We start from the raw sequence: 18,794 nt of genomic DNA, 5'->3' as shown, positions 1-18,794 counted from the left end.
GAGTTACGGCGGTCATGGCGGAGGGGAAACGCCCGGTTACATTCCGAACCCGGAAGCTAAGCCCTCCAGCGCCGATGGTACTGCACTCGTGAGGGTGTGGGAGAGTAGGACGCCGCCGGACAATCTTTCCAGAAAGGGTCACCCGTTATCGGGTGGCCCTTTCTGCGTTTCCCCCATGGTTTTGCGTGGTCTCGAGGACGTTGATCGACTCGGTTTTCGTAAAACCGGGGTATCAGGCCGCCCCGGATACCGCGGTTTCGGTGTTCCCGAGTCGATCAACGGCCTCGCAGCGTGGCAGCGACCCTGAGGGTCCTGTGGTGGGCTGGCTCCCGGGTGCGTCGGCGCGGTATCGGTGGTGAGGTCATGGGCCCGTTCGAGGAGATGTGGCATCCCGCCGCACACCGGTTCCGTGCCGAGATCCGGGTGCAGGACGCACGGGTGGTACCGATGCCGCCGCATGGTGGCCGGCGCCACGGCTAGGGCCGTGACGCCGGCGAGTAAGACCTCAGCGCGGGCGAGACCTCAGCGGGTGAGACCCTCAGCGCGGGTGAGACGTCAGTCCCGGCGATACCTCAGAGCGGGTGAGACCTCAGGAGGGCTTCGGCCCGCAGACGTAGCGGGGCTCCGCGTCGTAGCGCCAGGTGAACTTCTCCCGCTTGACCACCGCGCCACCCTTCTTGATGACCCGGAAGGCGTCCTGGGTGAAGCCGTTGATGCCGTTGGTCGCGATGCACGAGGGGCCGGGCTCCAAGTGGATCAGCTTCGGCGTGGTGATGTTGCGACGCGGCCCATACTCCGTCTTCACGCTGTCGTAGATCTTCGTGCTCCAGATCGACACCGTGATCGTGCTCGACGTGTACGAGGTGTCGATCAGAACGCCGTGCTCGGTGTTGTTGCGGAACTTGAAGTCCAGGTCCGGCCAGAAGATCGTCGACTCGATGACCGCCGGGTATCTGTCGAACCAGTACGAGTGCGGCTTGTGCTCGACGTCCTCCAACCCGGCGTAGTAGGTCGCGTTGAACAGCGTGGTGGTGAACTGTGAGGTGCCGCCGCCGACGCCCGGCACCAGTTTGCCGTTCAGGATGACCGGGGCGTCCCGATAGCCCTGTGCGTAACCGCGTTCGCCGGTGTGGCCGTTCAGGGAGAACGTCTTTCCGGGTAGGACGACCGTGCCGTCCACGTCCTTGGCGATGGTGGCGATGTTCTGGCTACGCGACGAGGCCAGACCACCGGTGAATCGGGTGGTGAAGGTGGACACCCGTTCCTTGATGCCCAGGCTGGTCAGCTTCTCCGCGGTCAGCTCCGGTGGCGTCGGCTTCAACTCGCCGGTTACCTCACGACCCTCCGACTTCGGCAGCACCGCCAGCAGTTCGGTGCCCAGGGTCGCCGTGTCCAGCTGCTGGCCGGAACGCCCTTCGGTGATGGTGGGACGGCCACCCGCGATGGTCACTGTGGCGTCCTTCGCCGGCACCTCGATGGCGTTCAGGTCATCGCCGAGCGCCGCGCGCAGCCGCTTGACGTCCACCGACGGCGTCAGCTTGCCGGCCTTGTCGGCGGTGAACCGCAGGCTCTTCGCGATGGCGGCGGGCGGGACCTTCACCGACCCCTTGTCGGTGCGCAGGGTGACCGGCGCGGCGACCGCCGGCTTCGCCAGCTCGGTGACCAGCTTGTCCAGCTCCTCCGGCGTGGTCGCCGGGTGGCTCTCCACCAGGGGGACGGTGACCGGGTTTCCGGCCAGCCAGGCGGCGCGGACCACCTCGGCGGACCGCTGCGGATCCAGGGCCAACCCCGGTTTGGGCTGCACCACCTTCGGCGTGGTGCCCTGGTAGCTGATCGCCGGCATCGTCATGCCCTGGGCCTGGTCGCCGAGCACCTTGCGGAGCGCGTCGTCCAGCCGGCCCGCGTCGACGGTGACCACCGGCTCGACAGTGCGGGAGCCGACCAGCCGGCTGACCGGGTGCGCGTCGGCCTCGGCCGCTGCCGCGACGGTCGCCGGCACGTCGACGGCGAGCCCCACGTCGGCCGGGTTGATCTCGGCGGTGCGTCCGTCGACGGTGACCGTCAGCGGTTTGGCGAGCGCTGCGGCCCGCCGCTCCAGCTCCGCCCGCAACTCCCGGTCGGCGTCCGCGCGGCTCCGGCCGCCCAGCTCGGTGCCGAGCACGCTGGTGCCGCGGGGAACGTCCCCGGCGTACGCCCAGGCGCCGGCACCCGCGACAGCGGCGAACACACCACCGGTGACGCCGGCGGCGAGCAGCATCCGCATCCGGCCGGGGCGGCGCGGGCCGCCCTCCGGCTCGCCGGGGACGGGCGCCGGCCCGGCGGCCGGTCCGTCGTCCGGCCAGGTGACCGCGGTGACCTGCACGGTGGGCCGGTCGTCGGCGGGTGGACTCTTTTCGCCGTACAGCGTCACTGCAACCTCGATCGCCAGGGTGCCGCGGGAGTTTCCCCTCCCGGAGGCACCTACGGTAACGAATGCGCGGCCGTCCTTGGCGGCTACGCCCACCAGGCCCAGCTACCGCGTGTCTCCCGGCGTGTCGTGCTGGCCCCGGGGGCGCTGCCGGTGGCGAACCGCAGACGTGGCACGGTGGCCGGGTGGACACAGCGGAACGGGTGTTGGCGTACGGGGGCGGCTGGCTGGACCGGGCGGGCCCGTTGCGCACCGATCCGGCCCGGATGAGTGCGCTGCTCACCGAGTCGACCACGGTGGTGCTGCCCATGTGGCGGGACCGCTGTCTCGTCGACGGGGACGGGCCGGTCCGGCTCACCGCCGAGCGCGCGTCGCTCGTCCGGTCCGCCGCTGGTGAGACCGTCTTCCTGGGGCTCGACGGGGACGCGGCCGTGTTCGCCGCTGACCTTTCCGGGCTTCCCGAGCGGGCCGCCGTCGAGATGGCCGGTGCGACGCGGTCCGTCGACGTACGGGCACTGGTCGGGCGCCTGAAACCAGGCGACGCGGCCGTCCAGGCGTACGGCAGGGGGTTGCTGCACTGGCACCGGCAGCAGCGGTACTGCGGGACGTGCGGTGCGGCGGCCGTGGCCGGTGGCGCCGGGCACCTGCGGACCTGCACCGGCGGTGAGTGCGGGCGGATCCTGTTTCCCCGGATTGAACCGGCGGTCATCGTGTTGATCGAGGCGCCCGGCCCGCCGGGGCGGTGCCTGCTGGCCAGGCACGCGGGTGCGCCGGAGGACGCGTACTCGACGCTGGCCGGGTTCGTCGAGGTCGGCGAGAGCCTGGAGGACGCGGTCCGTCGGGAGATGGCCGAGGAGGCGGGCGTGACCGTCACCGACGTGACCTACCAGGGGTCGCAGGCGTGGCCGTTCCCCGCCGGCCTGATGGTGGGCTTCCGGGCCACCGCCACGTCCGAGGAGGTACGCGTCGACGGCGAGGAGTTGCTGGAGGCGCGTTGGTTCACCAGGGCTGAGCTGCGGGACCGGATGGCCTCCGGCCGGAGCCTCGGTCGGGTGGACGCCATCGACCACCGCCTTCTGAGTGACTGGCTCGTGGAGAGCTAGCCCGGCCCGATCGCTGGTGCTCCGGTTGGTCGACGGGCGGTCACCGCCATGATCAGAGTGGTGACGATGGCGGTGCCCAGAGCCGCGAGGAGGAGATCGGCGACGGTGCGTGGCCGTATCGTCGCCGCGACGGTCACCAGGCCGGCCGTGCCCACCCACAGCGGTGCCGCGGCCCACCGCACACCGGCTGCGAGGCGGTCGTTGAGTAACACGAACACCACCGCGTAGAGCGCGCCGATCGCAGCGAAGAACGGTGCGTACCGGCCGAGGTGGGCGTAGACGGGTCCACCGGCGAGGCGGAAGGCCAGCCCTCCGGCGAGGATCGACGCGAGCACCAGCACCAGGCCGCAGGTACCCGTCACCGTGAGCGCCACCGTGCGGCTGCGGCGATCACCGCGGGCGAGACGCGGCAGGGCGAGGACGGCGGCAACCTGGGGTGCCCAGAGCGCGCCCTTGCTCAGGACCGTGCCGACCGAGTACGCCGCGGACCCCGACGGGGGAAGTAGTTGCCGGGCCAGGAGCAGATCGGCGTAGGAGACGACGAGCATCGCCAGGGTCGCGCCGCAGCCGGCGACCACCTGAGCGGTGGTCAGCCGTGGTGCGGTGGACGGTCGTCCGGGTGCGCGGGCGAGTCGGGCCAGCACCGCCGGGGCGAGCGCCGCGGTCAGCGCGCCGACTGCCAGCGCTCCGGTCAGGCCCGCGCCGAGCAACAGCCCGGCGATCACGCCGCCGTAGCGGCCCACGGCGAGCAGGGCCATCCCCGCGGCGAGTCGCAGGAAGCGCTGGCTGCCCTGCAACTCCCCCAGGGAGCGGGCGGAGAGCACGATCGCCGCGGTGGTGACCGCCAGCAGTGCGGGCACCTCGACCGGGAGGTCAAGAGCGGCGACCAGCAGTGGCGTCGCCACGATGAGGCTCCCGGCGCACACGGCGGCCGTGACTGCGGTGAGCCGCCGGGTCTCGGAGGTTCCGTGCCGGGCGTGGTGCACGGCGACGGCCAGTTGCAGACCGAGCCCTGGCACGCTGACGATGGCCACCAGGCCGAGGGCGGTTGCGAGTGCGCTGAGGTCGGCCGGGTCGAGCCGCCGGGCGGCCAGCACCGGGACCAGGTAGGCCAGGCCGTTGACGAGGACGCCGGCCAGGGTGACACCGACTCCCGCCGCGCCCAGTCCGTTGGCCCGTCCGCCGGTCGGCTCCGGCTCCGCGGTCTCCTCCGGACGGCCGGGTCGCCGGGCGCTCACGTGATGTCGGACAGGGCGGGGTGGTGCCCGTCGGTCGTGTTCGGCATCGGTGCCTCCGCGACCGCCGGATCCGCTTGCGCCGGAACGGCTGGGGCCGCCGGATTCGGCGTGACTCGGCGTACGGGCCGTCGCCGGGCGGCGGTGGAAAGCCAGAGAGCGCCCAGGGCGACGACGATCGCGAGTTGCAGCAGGGCGTTGGTGTTCCGTTGCGTCGACTCGAGGTAGGCCCACCCGGCGAGCAGGACGAGCGCGCCGGGGAGCCACGTCTCGACGGCCCGTCTGATCGTCCTGGCCCGGCGTGGGTCGGCTGTCCAGGGCAGGCGGCGAGGGCCGGGTACCGCCAGCATGAACCCAGCCGCGACCAACAGGCCGCCGATGAGTCCGCTCGACAGCACCAGCGCGGCGCCGCCGACGGCCAGCAGCGGCAGGGATCGGGTGACCCGACGACGGCCTCGCGGTACGGCGGTCGACGGGGTGCGCGCGGTGGGCTGCCGGGCGGGCAGCACCGCGAGGAGGACCACCACCGCCAGCAGGATGCCGCCGAGCAGAAGGCCCGCTCGGTACGTCGTGTCCGGGGCGAAGCGGAGTACCACCTCCCCGGAGGTGCCGGCGGGAAGAATCCAGCCCTGCTGCCATCCGTCCACCACCAGCGGCTTCAGCGTCCGCCCGCCGATGGTCGCCTCCCAGCCCGTGTTGGTGTTCTCCCGCACGGCGAGTACACGGTCGACGGGGTGGCTGGTCACCCGTACGCGTCGTTCGGTGGCTGCCCAGGAGCCGACCTCGATGGCGCTGGCGACCGCCGCCGGGGTCGGCGTGGACGTCCGCGGCACCAGGGCGACCCGAGTCGGCGAGGAGAGATTGCTCGGTGTGGTCACGAGGCGGTGCTCCCCGCGGCCCAGGTCAAGCTGTCGGGGCGTGGCCCCGCATGGTGCCACCGGCATGTCGCGCAGTTCGAGCAGGTCACGGAGTGTGCCGCGGAGCGTGGTGGTCACCCGGGACGCGCCGATCTGCAGCGTCGGACCCGACCCGCAGGCCAGCGTCACGGGTGCGTCGAGGCGCGATCTGACGATCGGCGCTCCGGGCAGCACGGTCACCTCGCCGACCGCGACGGGCAGCTTTTCCGGCAACCGCAGCTTGTACGGGTCCGTGCTGGTGGCGGACGGCTTGTCGAGGAACTGAATGGTGATTTCGTCGGTCCGCATCGGCGGGTCCAGGCGAAGGAGCCCGTCGTCGCCGAGCAGGCTGCTCCGGAAACCGCCGTCGCCGACCACCCGCACACTTCCGAGGCGGGTGGCGGCTGTTTCGTCGTCTACGGAGAACCGGAGCCCGGTGATGGTCTGCGGCTTGAGCCACTTGAGGCGAAGGATCGGTGCCTCGTCGCTGACCGCCGGTGACCAACTGGTGGTCGGGTCCCCGTCGAACGCCGCGCCGGCCCGACCGGTCGGGTCGGCAACGGCCGTTGAGGAGGCGGTGACCTGCGCGGTGAGGCGCAGCGGCTGTGCGTCGGCCACCAGCTTGTCGAGGACGTTGTCCAGATCCGGGCCGGCCGTCGGCCGCGCCCACAGCTTGGCGTCGTACGTGCCGGCGGCGGGCAGGGTGAGGGTCCGGTCGATGGTGGAGGCGTCCTCAGAACCGCGTACGGCGTCGGTGGAGCAGCGAGGGTGGCCGTCGACGGAGAAGCAGGCCGGCGTGGTGGGCGCCGCCGACACGACGACGGTCGCCGGCCGATCGGTGGCCGGTGCGGCGGGAAGGACAAGGGTCCGGCTCGTCTGGACGCCGGGAATCTTGATCTCGGCGATGCCCACCGACCCGTTACCGAGCGGGCGGAGGTCGTAAGTGTCGTCGATCGAGATCTGAACCGCGCGGGTGACATGGACGCCGGGCAGTTCGAAGACCATGTGATCGCTGAACTGTTCGACGGTGCGGCTCTCGTACCCGGCGGTGACGGTCACCGTCGTGGGCAGGGTGTCGGCCTTCAGGTCGAACCAAACCTCGACCCGGGTGACCCGTGTCGGGTTGGCGAGGCCCACCTCGACCCACTGGCGGTCGCTGGGCGAGTACGGCGCGGACTGCCAGGAGGTTTCGGGTTTGCCGTCCATCGCCGCGTAAGGCTGGTGCTCAGGGCGGGCGCCGCCGGGGGAGTCCACCTGCGAACGGGCGGTCGACGCGCGAATCGCGCTGATGCCCTCGAAACGGGCGACGGTCAACTGCTGCGCCCCCCACTCGGGCAGGTAGTCGTGAGCGGGTGCCGTCACCTCGAAGGTGTCATCGGCGGTGAGAGTCTGGGAGGCGTTGTCGCGCGATCGGCCGAACGACACGTCCCGCCTGCGCAGCCCGTCGGTCATCGCGACCGGGCCGGCAACGCCGGCAGCCGCCGCGTCGCCCGCCAGGACCGTTGGCGCCGCGCCGAGCTGCCCTGCCGCGGCGAGGTCGAGGAGCGATTCGGGGCCTCCCACCACGGTGCTCACGTCGTCACGGTCGTATGCGACCACCGGCTCGACTGGCCGGTCGACCCGGTAGACCTCCAATGCCCGGACGGGCACGTCGAGCCCTTGGTCGCGGAACTCGTCCTGGGACGACGGCCCGCCGCGCAGGGGGCCGAAGGAGGTGACGCGGGTCAACCCGGGTGAGCGATCCAGTGCCTGGCGGACCACTGCCGGGCGGGCCGTGTCGGAGCGGCCGTGGTCAAGGTCGGCGCGGAACAGGACGTGGCTGATCCCGGACCGGGCGAGCAGGTCGGCCAGCCCGGTCGAGCCGGCGCCGGTGGCGAGTGTCGACTCGATCGCGTCCAGCAGCCGGATCGTGGTCGGTGGGGTGAAGGGGATGGCGTTGCGTACCGCCCACCGGCTGTTCAGCAGCGGCTGGGTCATCTCATCGGTGGTGTTGCCCCAGTCGTACGAGGGGAAGCGCGCCCCGGGTACGACGAGTACCCGCCCGCGCCCGGTGTTCGCGTCGAGCCAGTCGGTGGCCTCATGCCAGTAGCCGGGCACCGCCTTGACGCCGCCTGGCGTGGCGAGACCGCCGGCGAGCGCGGGTGTGGCAACAGCCGTCACGGCGACCATGGCCACGCCGGCCGTGAGCCAGGCCCGTGCGACCGTTCGTGGGCGGTGCTGCTCGGGCGCGGTGCGTGCCGCGCGGACGGCCAGGCCGATCAGGTGCGCCATGCCCAGGGCCAGGGGCAGGCGGAGCAGGACGTCGAACTTGTGCACGTTGCGCAGGGGGGCACCGACGCCGTCGAGGAACTCCCGCTGAGGGCCGGCGAGGAGGTTCGGCAGGTCACCGACGTGCCCCAGACCGACGAGCGCGGCGCCCAGCACCAGACCGGTGATGAGGAACCGGCGGTGCGGCATTCCGCGTCGGGACAGCCCGAGGACACCGAGGGCGGCGACCACCAGGGTCGCGGCGACCAGTAGCGCCTCGTTGGCGAGTCGTGCGCCGGCCGGAAGGTTCGGCCCGAACGGGGAGGCCACGTAGGCGAGCCAGTAGGAGGCGCCGCGGAGCGTCGTCACCGCGTCGGTGACGCTGGTCGTGTTCCGGGCGGTCTCGATGTAGTCCAGGAAGGGCGGGCTGTACCGCCCCAGAACCAGCAGCGGAACCAACCACCACGCCGTGGCCAGCGCCACCGCGCCACACCAGGCGGCGATGGCGGTGACGCGGCGGCGTAAGGGCTGGAGGGTGGCGAGCCAGAGCAGGGCGAGTGGCACCACCGCGGCCACGGCTGTGGCGTTGACTCCACCGGCGCATGCGACGGCGACGGCCGATCCCGCGACGGCCCGCCGCAGGGGGGTGCCGCGGGCGAGGCCCACCAGCGGGATCAGCACCCAGGGGGCGATGGCGCTGGGCCAGGACTCCACCGAGGCCCAGCCGAGCTGGGTGAGGATGCGGGGTGACAGCGCGAAGGCGACACCGGCGATCATGCGTCCGGCGGGCGTGCCGATGCCCAGCCTGCCCGACAGCCTTACCACTCCCAGGTAGGCGACACAGAAGATCAGCGCCCACCACAGCCGCTGGACCACCCACGGCGCGAGGCCGAGTTCCGATCCGAGCAGGAAGAACGGGCCCATCGGCCAGAGATATCCGTACGCCTGGTTCTGCAGCTGACCGAACGTGCCGGTGGGGTCCCAGAGGTGCAGCGAGCGGAGCAGCCACCCGGCCGCGTTGACGCTCAGGTCAATCTTGGTGTCGGGGACGACCTGACCAGGGGCCTGCTGAAAGGCGAGGGCGGTGAGAGCGATGCAAATGGTCAGGTGCCGAAACCGTCGGGCCGTGTGCCGGGCACGGCTGGACCCCGGAGCGGCATCATTGGTCACCTCTGCACGCATTTCGGCTCCTGTCTTCGCCAGCCGGACGCGCACCTGCAACCGACGACCGTCGCGCGACGTTATCCGGACCGGGCACGGACGGGCCACCAGGGGTGCTGCGGTGGCGTTATCGGGAGAACGGCCACCCCCACGGCGTGTAAGCGTGTGGCAGGCTGCCGACCATGTCAATGCCAGAAGCTGAGGTCGAGACGCATCCGGAAGGCGTCGCGTCCGAGGGGGACCGGCCGGGGCCGATCGGGCGATGGTTCCGTGCCGACCGTGTCCGCGCGGTAGCGTTCGCCCTCATCGTCGTGTCCGTCGCCTGGCGCGCCGGCCTCGCCACCCGTGGCTGGTTCTCGCAGGACGAGTTCGTCATCGCTGCCCAGGTTCTCGACACCCGGCTGGACGCGGACTACCTCCTGCGTACCTTCAACAACCACCTCATGCCCGGCGGCCTGCTCGTGGCGTGGGCGATGGTGCGGGTGGCGGGCTTTGTCACCTGGCCCTGGGTGCTTCTGCTGGCGGTCGGCCAGGCGGCGACCGGGTTCGCCGTCTACCGGTTGCTGCGCCATCTGCTCCGGCCAGGCTGGGGGCTGCTCATCCCGCTGTGCCTGTTCGTGTTCAGCCCGCTGACGCTTGAGGTCTCCTCGCTGTGGCTGGTCGGGCTGCTCGTGCTGCCGATGCAGTTGGCCCTGGTCATGGCGGCGACGGCCCAGGTCTGGTATGTGCGGACCGGTCGGCTGCGGCACCTCGTGGCGGTCGTCCTGTGGGTGGTGTTCGGCCTGCTCTTCGACACCAAGTCCCTGCTGATCGTGCCGCTGCTGTTCCTGCTGACCGTCTTTCTCTTCACGTCGGGTGGCGCCTGGCGCAGCCTGGTGACGACGGTCCGCCGACACTGGCCGGCGTGGCTGGCGCTCGGTGCGCTGTCGGGGGCGTACCTGGCGTTCTATCTGACCCGTCCCGCCCGCGAGCTGGACGAACCCACATCCGTCGGTCAGGTCCTCAAATTCCTCGGTGACCTGGTCGGCGAAACCGTCGTTCCGGGTCTGCTCGGAGGCCCCTGGCGTTGGGCGTACGCCGGTGACGGTCCTCCGGCCGTGAACCCGTACGACATCGCCAAGTGGCTGTCCTGGGCGGTGCTGGGGGCTCTCATCGTGGTCACCGCGCGGCGGCGCCCGTCGGCCCGGCGGGCCTGGCTGCTGCTCGCGTGCTACCTCGGGCTGGTCGCCGCGCTCTTCGCCGTGACCCGCCTCGGTGGGCCGCTCGGCACGTTGGTGGGAATCATCCCCCGGTACGTCGCCGACGTGGTGCTGGTCGCCGCGATCTGTGTCGGCGCGGCCCTGTTGGGGACGAAGGACGCCGATGAGGACGACGTGTCCGCGTGGCCGGTGCCGACCGTTCTGCGGGAGCCGGGTGCCTTCGCGGTCGGCCTGGTCTCGATAATTGTCGTCCTGGCCACCATCGGGGTGGGCACTCTGTGGAGCACGGCCCGTTTCGGGGACAACTGGAGCACCAAGTACGGACGGGACTACCTCGCGACGACGCAGATCGAGCTTGCCGCCGCTGCGCCGGGCACCGTCTTCCTGGAAACCACCGTCCCGGACCGCGTCATCGCCGGCTACTTCTGGCCGGACAATCTCCAGTCGCACTTCTTCCGCCCGGCCGAGCGTCGGCCCACCTTCGTGGCGGAGGCCGAGAAACCGTTCATGTTCGACGACTTCGGCCGGATCCGTCCGGTCGTGGTGCAGGGGCGGAAGATCGTGCCGGGGACGGTGCCCGGCTGCGGGCACCTGGCGGAGGGTGGTCGGCCCGCCCGAATCCCGTTGGACGGGTACCTGGAGGAGTGGCCGTACGCGGTCCATTTCGGCTACGTCAGTTCGGGCGACTCGACGGCAATCTTCCGTCTCGGGGACGCCGTCCGGGTAATCACCCTGAAGCGCGGGCTGAACGACGTGTTCTTCCTGCTGGAGGGGGCTGGGGACGCCGTCGAGGTCACCGTGAGCACCTCGGAGGTCAGGGTGTGCACCCAACTGATCACCGTCGGCCGCGCGGTGCCGGCACCGTGAATGGTTGAGCAGACCACCGGCGTCGGCGCCCCGCCGGTGCGGTGGGTGCGCGACACGCTGCCGCTGTACGCCGTTGCGGCGGCCATCACGGTGCTGGTGCTGGCCCCGCTTGCGGCACCCGGCTACGCGCTGCTGTACGACATGGTGTTCGTACCCCGGCAGCCGCTGAGTTGGGATCTCGTCGCCCCGGCGCAGACTCTGCCCCGGGCGGTGCCGATGGACGCAGTGATGTCCCTGGTGACCCAGCTCGTGCCGGGCTGGGCGGTGCAGCGGGTGGCGCTCGGTGGGGCGGTTCTCCTGGCCGCGGTCGGCGCCGGCCGTCTGGTGCCGACCGAACGGCTCGCGGTCCGGTTGCTCGCCGCGGTGGCGTACGCGTGGACGCCCTACCTTGCCGAGCGGCTGCTGGTCGGACAGTGGGGGCTGCTGCTCGCGTACGCCGCGCTGCCCTGGTTGGTCCGGGCGGCGCTGGACCTGCGGGCGGGTCGTGATGGCGCGCTCGCTCGGGTGGTTCTCGCCGCCGCTCCCGCCGCGATCACCCCGACCGGCGGGTTGATCGCGTTGGGCACGGTGATCCTGCTGGTGTCGGACCGGACGCGCCTTCGCCGGTCGGCGTTCGTGGTGGGCGGCGTCGCGTTACTCAACGCCCCCTGGGTGACCGCGGCCCTGGTCACCGGCGCTGGCGGGTCATCCGATCCGGCGGGGGTGGCGGCGTTCGCGGCCCGTTCGGAGAACTGGGCCGGTCCGCTGGTGGCGCTCGCGGGTACGGGTGGCGTCTGGAGCGCACAGGCGACTCCCTCCAGTCGCGCGGCACCGCTGGTGCCGCTGGCGACGCTGATCCTGCTGATCCTGGCCGGTGTCGGTGCCGGCCTGCTGCGGCGCCGGCTGTCCCCGGGTACGGCGGTGCGGCTGGCGGTGCTCGCCGGGATCGCCTTCCTCCTCGCTGCCCTCGGGGTGCTCCCCGGCGGAGCCGCCGCGCTGCGTTGGGCGGTGGTGCACCTGCCGGGCGCGGGGCTGCTTCGAGACGGCCAGAAGTTCCTGGCCCCGTACGCCCTGCTGCTGGTGGTGTGTGCCGCGTTGGGCGCCGAGCGGCTGGTGGCCAGGATCGACCGGGAGGTGGCGGGGGTGGTTCTGGTCGGCCTGCTGCTCCTGCCGGTGGCCGTCATGCCGGACCTCGCCTACGGCGGTGCCGGCCGGCTTCGTCCAGTGAGCTATCCGGCGGACTGGCAGGCGGTCGCCGAGCGGGTGGCCGGCGAGCCGGGGGAGATCCTCGCGCTGCCGCTGTCCGCCTACCGGGCCTTCCCGTGGAACCCGGGACGTGTCGTCCTGGATCCGTTGCCGCGCTATCTGCCGGGGACGGTGCTGACCGACGACACGCTCCGGGTCGGCGATGTCGCGGTGGCCGGGGAGAATCCACGGATCCGCGAGGTGCGCCGGGTGTTGGCCGAGGGGCGGCCCGTCTCGGCCACCGGCGTGCGCTGGGTGGTGGTGCACCACCAAGGGCCCAGCGAGGTCGACCCGGCGACCCTTCGTGATCTCGAAACCGTCCACGAGGGACCGTTTCTCACTCTCTACCGAAATCCCGCTGTTCATCCCGAATCGGACCCCCCTGGACATGGCGCGTGGGCAGTCGTGATGGCGCTCGTCGCTGCCCTTCTGGTGGTTATGGCTGCTGCCATTTCGGCACTACACCGGCGCCCTACCGCGTGGTAACGTCCGCTCGCACGTCTCGCCATTGGAGGATTGGCATGCGTAGAGCTCTGACCCTGGTCGTCTCCGGCATGGTGGCGGCGTTGCTGGGGATCCTGGCCCTCGGCGGGCTCTCGGCCGCCGCGACCGCCACCGACAAAGAGGCGGCCAACGAGGCCAAGAGTGTTTCGGAAGCGGCCAAGCGTGCCGGAAAGAAGGACCCGTACGCCCCCGAGGTCTACGGCGACAGGTAGGACGGCTCGCCCCGCTGCTGCACTGGGCGGGGCGACTCCACACCGTTGAGCAGGTCCGCGAAGTGCCCACCCGCGGCCTGCCAGGTGAAGCTCGCCGCGTGCTTCCGGGCCTGCGCCCCCATCTCACGCCGCATTTCGTCCTCGTGCAGAAGCGTGCGTACCTTTGCCAGGTAATCGTCGATGTCGTCGGCCAGCAGGCCGGTGCGCCCGTCGACGACAGCTTCGGCGACTCCACCCGCTTCCCGGAACGCGACCGTTGGCGTGCCCGCGGAACCCGCCTCGACAATCGTCAGACCCCAGCCCTCCTTCAGTGACGGGGTCAGGGCAACCCAGGCGGAGGCGAGCAGAGCCGCTTTCTCCTCCTCCGTCACGAAGCCCTGGAAATCCACCCGCTCGGTGATGTCCAGCTCCGCGGCAAGCTCGCGCAGGTGCGACTCCCACCAGCCCTGGCCGGCGACGACCAGCCGCAGCTGGGGCAGCTCGTCGGCGAGGGCCGCGACCGCCCGCAACGCCACCTCGACCCGCTTGTGTGGCACCAGCCGATTCAGCGTCACCAGAAGCGGGAACGGCGCCCGCTCAGCGTCGGTGCGGGGCAGCGCCGGCGTGCCGTTGTGCACCACGGCGACCTGCTCCGGCGGTACGCCCAGCACGGCCAACTCTCGGCGGGTGGCCTCGGAGACGGTGACGTACCGGCACCGCCGGTAGACGCGTACGGCGAGCGACGACTCGACCCACCAGCCGAACCGGGCGGCCCACTGCGGAAGGACCACCGGCCACTGCTCGCGATGCACGTGGTGGATCAGCTTGACCACCGGTCGCCGTGCCCACAGCGGGGAGAGGAACGGCAATCCGTTGCAGACGTCGACCAGGATGTCGGGCCGGCCGCCCCGACGGCTTGACAGCGGGCCCACGCCCAGCGCGCCGACCAGGTAGCTGAGCGCCGCCCAGAGGTAGACGGTGTGTCTGCCGCCGCGCCGCACCAGCCGGACGCCCGCCTCGTTGATCTCGTCGCCGGGTGCCTCGCTGTGGGCGGCGCAGAAGAGGGTGGCGCGGAAACCGCGCGCCACCAACTCGGCGGCGATCCGTTCCACGTACACCTCGGAACCGCCGCCCTCGGGGTTACGGGTGTCTCGCCAGTTGAGGAACAGCACGTGTCCGGGCATGCCGAAGCGACGCTCCACGCGAACCCTACTCTCAAGTAATTTAGGGACGCGCGTCACACTAGGGGCTGGGGTGCCGGCCCGGCAATGCCCAGGTGGGGCAGCGCTGATCGGCTGCGCTACGCGCCGACCGTGGGCGTCGGCGTACCCGCCGGGACTGTCGGCGCCGTGCGGGCCGGTGCGGCCACATCGACGGCGGGCTTATCGGATGCCTGCCCGCGCCCGGCCAGTCGGTTCCGACGCTGCGATCCGAGGACCTGCAGGGGCCGCTCGACGCCGTAGTAGCTGACGGCGGCGTACACCAGGCCGAAGACCATGGTGAGTACGAAGATGTTGAACAGCCCGCCGGTGAAGAGCGGTCGGTCGTCGATCAGGTAGATGAGTTCGATGACCAGCGGGTGCCACAGGAACAGTCCGTACGAGACGGTGCCGAGCCATCGGGCGGACTGGGCACCGAAGGCCTCCTTCACCCGCGTTGGCCCGCCGAAGGCCACCGGGATCAGGATCAGCGACGCGATCGCGAGGTACAGGGCCAGCTTGACCGCGAACTCGGCGGCTGTCGGACCGGCGAGGTCGCGGGGTCCGGCGATGGGCGTCGTCGCGATCGCCATCAGCCCGACCGCCGCTGCCCAGCAGGCAATCGGTGCGGAGGCGAGGTCGTCCAGTACGCGGAATACGGCGGGCGCGGTCCCGGTGCGCAGGGCGACGTGCGCCGCGGCCATGGCCATCCCTGCGCCGAACCAGGCCGCGTACGAGGGGAGCCACGTGGTGTGCAGGCCGTTGTCGAGCCAGCCGATCCCCATCAGGGCGAGCCATCCCGCGGTCACCAACAAACCCCCGCAGACGATCACGACGGTTCGGACGGGACGCCATGACCGACCAACAGCGAGCACGGCGACCAGCGGCAGGATCAGGTAAAACGCGACTTCGGTGGCGAGACTCCAGGTCTGGGTGAGCCCGGAGCGCAACTGGCCAGGCCCGTAGATCTGGGTGAAGGTGAGGTGGCGAATCCAGTCGCCGGCGGACGCCGGCCGATTCTGCGGCAGGACGAACAGGCAGACCAGCACGGCCAGCCAGTAGGCCGGCAGGATTCGTAGGGCCCGTCGCCAGAGGTACCGCCCGGCGCGCGGTCGGGCCTGTCCCGTCGCGGCGTTCAGGGCCCACGGTCGGAACAGCAGGAATCCGGAGAGCACGAAGAAGATGGCAACGCCGACGTCGAGCCGGGCCAGCCAGCCGCCCCACGTGGTGTTCATGGTGGCGGCGGTCTGGAACCCGACGTGGTGACCGACGACCGCCACGGCGCCAATTGCTCGCAGCGCATCGAGGGCGGGGAGTCGATCGGTTGCCGAAGTCTGCGGAACTATTGGCGCGGCGGCTGTGGACATCTGGACATCCAGGGGGTCGCTTTCGAAGGTGACCGGGGAGTAACCTCCCGCCATGTTAAGGATCGGGTGCCCCGGACAACAGGTCGTAGGGCGGCAGGTTACAGGAGGATGAGTGAAGCTTCGCGTGGGCGCCGCGCTATTCGGGCTCGGTGTTTTGTTGCTGGTCTTCGCGGCTGGGCTGCCGTTCTATGTGGCCCCCTCCGTGACCAAGCTCCCTTATGATCTTGAACCAACGACGTCCGTCGCGGAGGCAAAGAACGCCAAGTTCCTGAAGCTCACTCGCGTCGGCGAGTCGGTGAGCATCGAGGTCCTGCAAGGTGACCTCGTCTCCAGCGTCGAGGTCATCCCTCAGCCGGACGACACGAGGGACCGGCTACCCAAGGAACTCAAGGGCGACGCGGTGATCTGGGACGTCTACCAGACGGTCAGGCGTGCCGACACCCCGGACGTGGTCAGCCAGTACAGCACCGAGTTGGCCCTCTACCGGATCTCCGGTGCGGCCGCCCCGTGGAAGGAGCAGTGGCTCAACGAGAGCGGCGCGGAGCAGACTCCGGTCGGTAACGTGAATTACTCCGGCCAGATCTACAAGTTCCCGTTCGGCGCCGGCAAGCGGGACTACCAGGTTTTCGACCGTGACCTGAAGCGGGCCGTCCCGGCGAAGTTCATCGGCACGGAAAAGATCAAGGGCATCGAGGCATACCGCTTCGAGCAGCGGATCGAGAACGAGGTGCTGAACACCCCGGAGGCGAGCCTCAAGCCGCTTCTGGGCCGGTTTGCCCCCGGCGCCACCAGCGGCCAGATCGTCTACAGCAACACCCGTACGCTCTGGATCGACCCGGTGACGGGTTCCTACGTGAACGTCCGGGAACAGCAGAACAAGGAGCTGCGCCCAGACACCGGCACCGCCACGGTGCTGCTCGACGCGGACTTCAACTACAACGACGACACGGTCAGCCGCAGTGTCGAGACGGTCAAGGACAACCGCTTCAAGATCGGCCTGATCAGTTTCTGGGGCCCGATCGCCGCCGGTGTCCTTGGTCTGATCGCCCTGGTCGTCGGCGTATGGCTGGTGACGCGGACCAACGACGGTGCCGCCCGGCACCGCGCCGACCCGGCTGTGGCACCCGGTGCCGACCCGACTCAGACCCGGGTGGACCAGGAACCGGTGCGCGACGAGGAGACCGCCGAGCAGCCCAGGACCGAGCCCGCAGGCGGTCCACTGACCGACGAGATCCCGCCGGCGTCGACGAACTGGAAGTCCGAGGACCCGACGGTGCCGGCCCAGCGCCCGGCGCACGGCGAGGTGGAGCAGCGCTAACGGGTACGACAGGAAGCACGACCGAGGGGTGGGCCGCGATGCGGACCACCCCTCAGTCGTGGAGCGGCTCCTGCCTCGGATGCCCTGCGCGGCGTACCGCGTACCGCATGCAGACCCAGTCTTCGCTGTACAGCAGATCGCGCCACTGCCCGACGATGTCCCCGCCATGTGCGGCCATGAGCCGCACCATGTCGGCGTGTGGTACGACAGTCATTTTCATAGGCGCCGGATAATTGAGCAGGTGGCACTGTGCCCAGCTGATCAGGCGGGACGGCGCCAGATGCCAGACGATGCCCCTGGCCGTACGCCCCGGCTCGGTTGGCAGCCCCAGGACAGCGATGCCGCCTGGCCGCAACACGCGCAGGAACTCGGCCAGATAGTGATCGATGGCGGGGCGCGGCAGGTGTTGCAACACCAGGGCGCTGTAGACCAGGTCGAAGTGGCCGTCGGGAAACTGGCTCAGGTCCGGTGCGTCGTTGAGGACGAACCGGATGTTCTCGGCGCTCCGGTTGAGTCGCCGGGCGGCCTCCAGCATGGTCGGAGCTATGTCCACACCGACGACCTCGTCCGCGTGTGGGGCGAGTGCCTGAGACAGTCGCCCGACGCCGCAGCCGAAGTCGAGCACCCGCTCCCAGCGGGTGGGCAGGCCGAGTTGGCGAAGTTGGCCGGACGTCCCCTCGACGTCGGTGCGGCCCGTGGCCAGAAACTCCTCCACGTCCCACCGTCCGCCGCGTTTGCCGGGCTCAACGAGTACGGCCCAGAGCGGATCTTCAGCTCCGAGCTTGGTCCAGTCGCGTCGCACGTCGTTCAGTTGCACGTCGAAACCCTAGGACCTCCGGCCATCCGGTGGGGTCCCGCTGTTTCCGGGATCGCCTGGATGTTCGGACGAGAGGGATGAGCCGAACGGCTCTCCGCGATTGCGTGCTTTACATCCGTTACCTAATTGTAATCCATCAATGCTCTGCCACTCTCTGTTGTTGGAGGGCATGGCTATGCCGTCTTTGTCGCCTGTCGAGGTTTCTGTCCACACCGAAAACTCACGATTCGTGACGGCGGCCTGCTGTTGAGTCGCCCTCGTGTTGCCGCCGGATGGCCAGGGGGTTGTGAGCCGCGCCGCAACGGGTGCACGATCAGGCTCGATCGTTACCCGCCGGTAACACATGACGGGCCCGGTGCGGGCCGCCAGTGCGGGACCGGCCACCTGAGGAGGAACCCGTGCAGGCTCGGTTTGAGGATCAGGGTCGTACCCGGTGGCGGCGGTTCGTCGCCATGGCGGTCCCCGCCACCGCCGCCGTCGGCGCCATCCTGTTCGGCATGTCGACCGGCGCCATCGCGTCCGACGTCACCGTGTCCGGGCAGACGTTCAAGATCGGCGCGGCCCGCCTTGAGGGCGACGGCTTCAAGCAGTACGGCGGCGTCGTGCGCGAGAAGGGTGAGGACGGCAGGACCCACCCGATCGCCGTCGCCGAGATCAGCAGCGCAGAGCTCTACAACCTCTGCCAGTCCATCCGCTCTGACCTGCCTGGCCTGCCGGTGGTTCTCACCATCAACGCCGGTGAGGGCAAGGAGCCTGCCCGGGCCAAGGACCTGCTGATCGCCATGGACTCGCTCGACGGCAACGCGACGTTCACCAACATCAAGATTGGCCGGGACGCGACCGACCTGAACGCGACGGCGCAGAAGGGTTCGTTCGGCCAGAACTCCGACCACGTCACCATCACGAACCTGCAGCAGGTGTCCCGGTACACCACGGCGGCCACCTTCAACCTGGTCGGACTCCGGTTGAAGGTCAACGTGGGCGACAAGGCCAAGGGCAAGGAGTGCTTCTGAGGTGAGCCGGGGCCCGCGGTGGCCGACCACCGCAGGCCACGTCCAC

General features: G+C 70.5%; 12 protein-coding genes and 1 rRNA gene. 7 read left to right on the top strand and 6 right to left on the bottom strand.

Translation table 11 applies throughout. The features are described from left to right. The first annotated feature begins 4 nt into the window (after positions 1-4). Positions 5-121 (top strand): 5S ribosomal RNA (gene rrf / locus KBX34_RS22510). A 468-nt stretch (positions 122-589) separates the two neighbouring features. Here the strand turns inward: rrf and KBX34_RS22505 are convergent. Then, positions 590-2,410 (bottom strand): VanW family protein, encoded by a 1,821-nt coding sequence (locus KBX34_RS22505; RefSeq protein WP_088950634.1) that lies wholly within the window; start codon positions 2,408-2,410, stop codon positions 590-592. A 182-nt stretch (positions 2,411-2,592) separates the two neighbouring features. On the opposite strand from KBX34_RS22505, the gene nudC reads away from it, so the two are divergent. Continuing rightward, entirely contained in the window at positions 2,593-3,510 is a 918-nt protein-coding gene (gene nudC, locus KBX34_RS22500) for an NAD(+) diphosphatase (protein WP_307871472.1), read from the top strand. On the opposite strand, the gene KBX34_RS22495 is transcribed toward nudC, so the two are convergent. Together KBX34_RS22495 and KBX34_RS22490 are read right to left on the bottom strand one after the other, a co-directional pair. Beyond that, a complete protein-coding gene (locus KBX34_RS22495) occupies positions 3,507-4,748 on the bottom strand; it encodes a polysaccharide biosynthesis protein (protein ID WP_210926750.1) in 1,242 nt (413 codons plus the stop codon). The genes nudC and KBX34_RS22495 overlap by 4 nt on opposite strands. Continuing rightward, entirely contained in the window at positions 4,745-9,070 is a 4,326-nt protein-coding gene (locus KBX34_RS22490; RefSeq protein WP_210926748.1) for an alpha-(1->3)-arabinofuranosyltransferase, read from the bottom strand. Before KBX34_RS22490 ends, KBX34_RS22495 begins: the two co-directional genes overlap by 4 nt. Before the next feature lie 167 nt (positions 9,071-9,237). Here KBX34_RS22490 and KBX34_RS22485 point away from each other — a divergent pair, with 167 nt between their 5' ends. The 3 genes from KBX34_RS22485 to KBX34_RS22475 are packed head-to-tail and all read left to right on the top strand — an operon-like array spanning position 9,238 to position 13,055. After that, positions 9,238-11,115 (top strand): hypothetical protein, encoded by a 1,878-nt coding sequence (locus tag KBX34_RS22485; RefSeq protein ID WP_374223714.1) that lies wholly within the window; start codon positions 9,238-9,240, stop codon positions 11,113-11,115. Next, the gene (locus KBX34_RS22480) at positions 11,116-12,825 is read left to right on the top strand and encodes a hypothetical protein (protein WP_210926747.1); all 1,710 of its coding nucleotides are present in this window, start codon (positions 11,116-11,118) and stop codon (positions 12,823-12,825) included. A 35-nt stretch (positions 12,826-12,860) separates the two neighbouring features. Continuing rightward, entirely contained in the window at positions 12,861-13,055 is a 195-nt protein-coding gene (locus tag KBX34_RS22475) for a hypothetical protein (RefSeq protein ID WP_030328187.1), read from the top strand. Here KBX34_RS22475 and KBX34_RS22470 read toward each other — a convergent pair. Both KBX34_RS22470 and KBX34_RS22465 read right to left on the bottom strand, forming a co-directional pair. Continuing rightward, the gene (locus KBX34_RS22470) at positions 13,040-14,218 is read right to left on the bottom strand and encodes a glycosyltransferase family 4 protein (RefSeq protein WP_210926756.1); all 1,179 of its coding nucleotides are present in this window, start codon (positions 14,216-14,218) and stop codon (positions 13,040-13,042) included. The genes KBX34_RS22475 and KBX34_RS22470 overlap by 16 nt on opposite strands. A gap of 116 nt (positions 14,219-14,334) precedes the next feature. Beyond that, entirely contained in the window at positions 14,335-15,600 is a 1,266-nt protein-coding gene (locus tag KBX34_RS22465; RefSeq protein ID WP_210926745.1) for an acyltransferase, read from the bottom strand. 112 nt (positions 15,601-15,712) lie between these two features. Here KBX34_RS22465 and KBX34_RS22460 point away from each other — a divergent pair, with 112 nt between their 5' ends. Next, positions 15,713-16,918, top strand: coding sequence for a DUF3068 domain-containing protein (locus KBX34_RS22460; protein WP_210926744.1), 1,206 nt, complete (start codon positions 15,713-15,715; stop codon positions 16,916-16,918). Between the two features lie 52 nt (positions 16,919-16,970). Here KBX34_RS22460 and KBX34_RS22455 read toward each other — a convergent pair whose 3' ends face one another. After that, entirely contained in the window at positions 16,971-17,735 is a 765-nt protein-coding gene (locus tag KBX34_RS22455) for a class I SAM-dependent methyltransferase (RefSeq protein WP_099849252.1), read from the bottom strand. A gap of 398 nt (positions 17,736-18,133) precedes the next feature. Here KBX34_RS22455 and KBX34_RS22450 point away from each other — a divergent pair, with 398 nt between their 5' ends. Beyond that, positions 18,134-18,748 (top strand): DUF6230 family protein, encoded by a 615-nt coding sequence (locus KBX34_RS22450; protein ID WP_210791421.1) that lies wholly within the window; start codon positions 18,134-18,136, stop codon positions 18,746-18,748. The last annotated feature ends 46 nt before the right edge of the window (positions 18,749-18,794 follow it).

The organism is Micromonospora sp. M61, assembly GCF_018070245.1.
GTDB lineage: Bacteria > Actinomycetota > Actinomycetes > Mycobacteriales > Micromonosporaceae > Micromonospora > Micromonospora zamorensis.
The sequence above is the reverse complement of the archived record's forward strand: the minus strand, read 5'-3'. Positions and strand labels throughout refer to the sequence as shown.

Excerpts from the sequence above, each read along its gene's own strand:
- KBX34_RS22490 (WP_210926748.1), bottom strand. The coding sequence starts at position 9,070 with ATGCGTGCAGAGGTGACCAATGATGCCGCTCCGGGGTCCAGCCGTGCC.
- KBX34_RS22485 (WP_374223714.1), top strand. The coding sequence starts at position 9,238 with ATGCCAGAAGCTGAGGTCGAGACGCATCCGGAAGGCGTCGCGTCCGAG.
- KBX34_RS22480 (WP_210926747.1), top strand. The coding sequence starts at position 11,116 with ATGGTTGAGCAGACCACCGGCGTCGGCGCCCCGCCGGTGCGGTGGGTG.
- KBX34_RS22475 (WP_030328187.1), top strand. The coding sequence starts at position 12,861 with ATGCGTAGAGCTCTGACCCTGGTCGTCTCCGGCATGGTGGCGGCGTTG.
- KBX34_RS22470 (WP_210926756.1), bottom strand. The coding sequence starts at position 14,218 with ATGCCCGGACACGTGCTGTTCCTCAACTGGCGAGACACCCGTAACCCC.
- KBX34_RS22465 (WP_210926745.1), bottom strand. The coding sequence starts at position 15,600 with ATGTCCACAGCCGCCGCGCCAATAGTTCCGCAGACTTCGGCAACCGAT.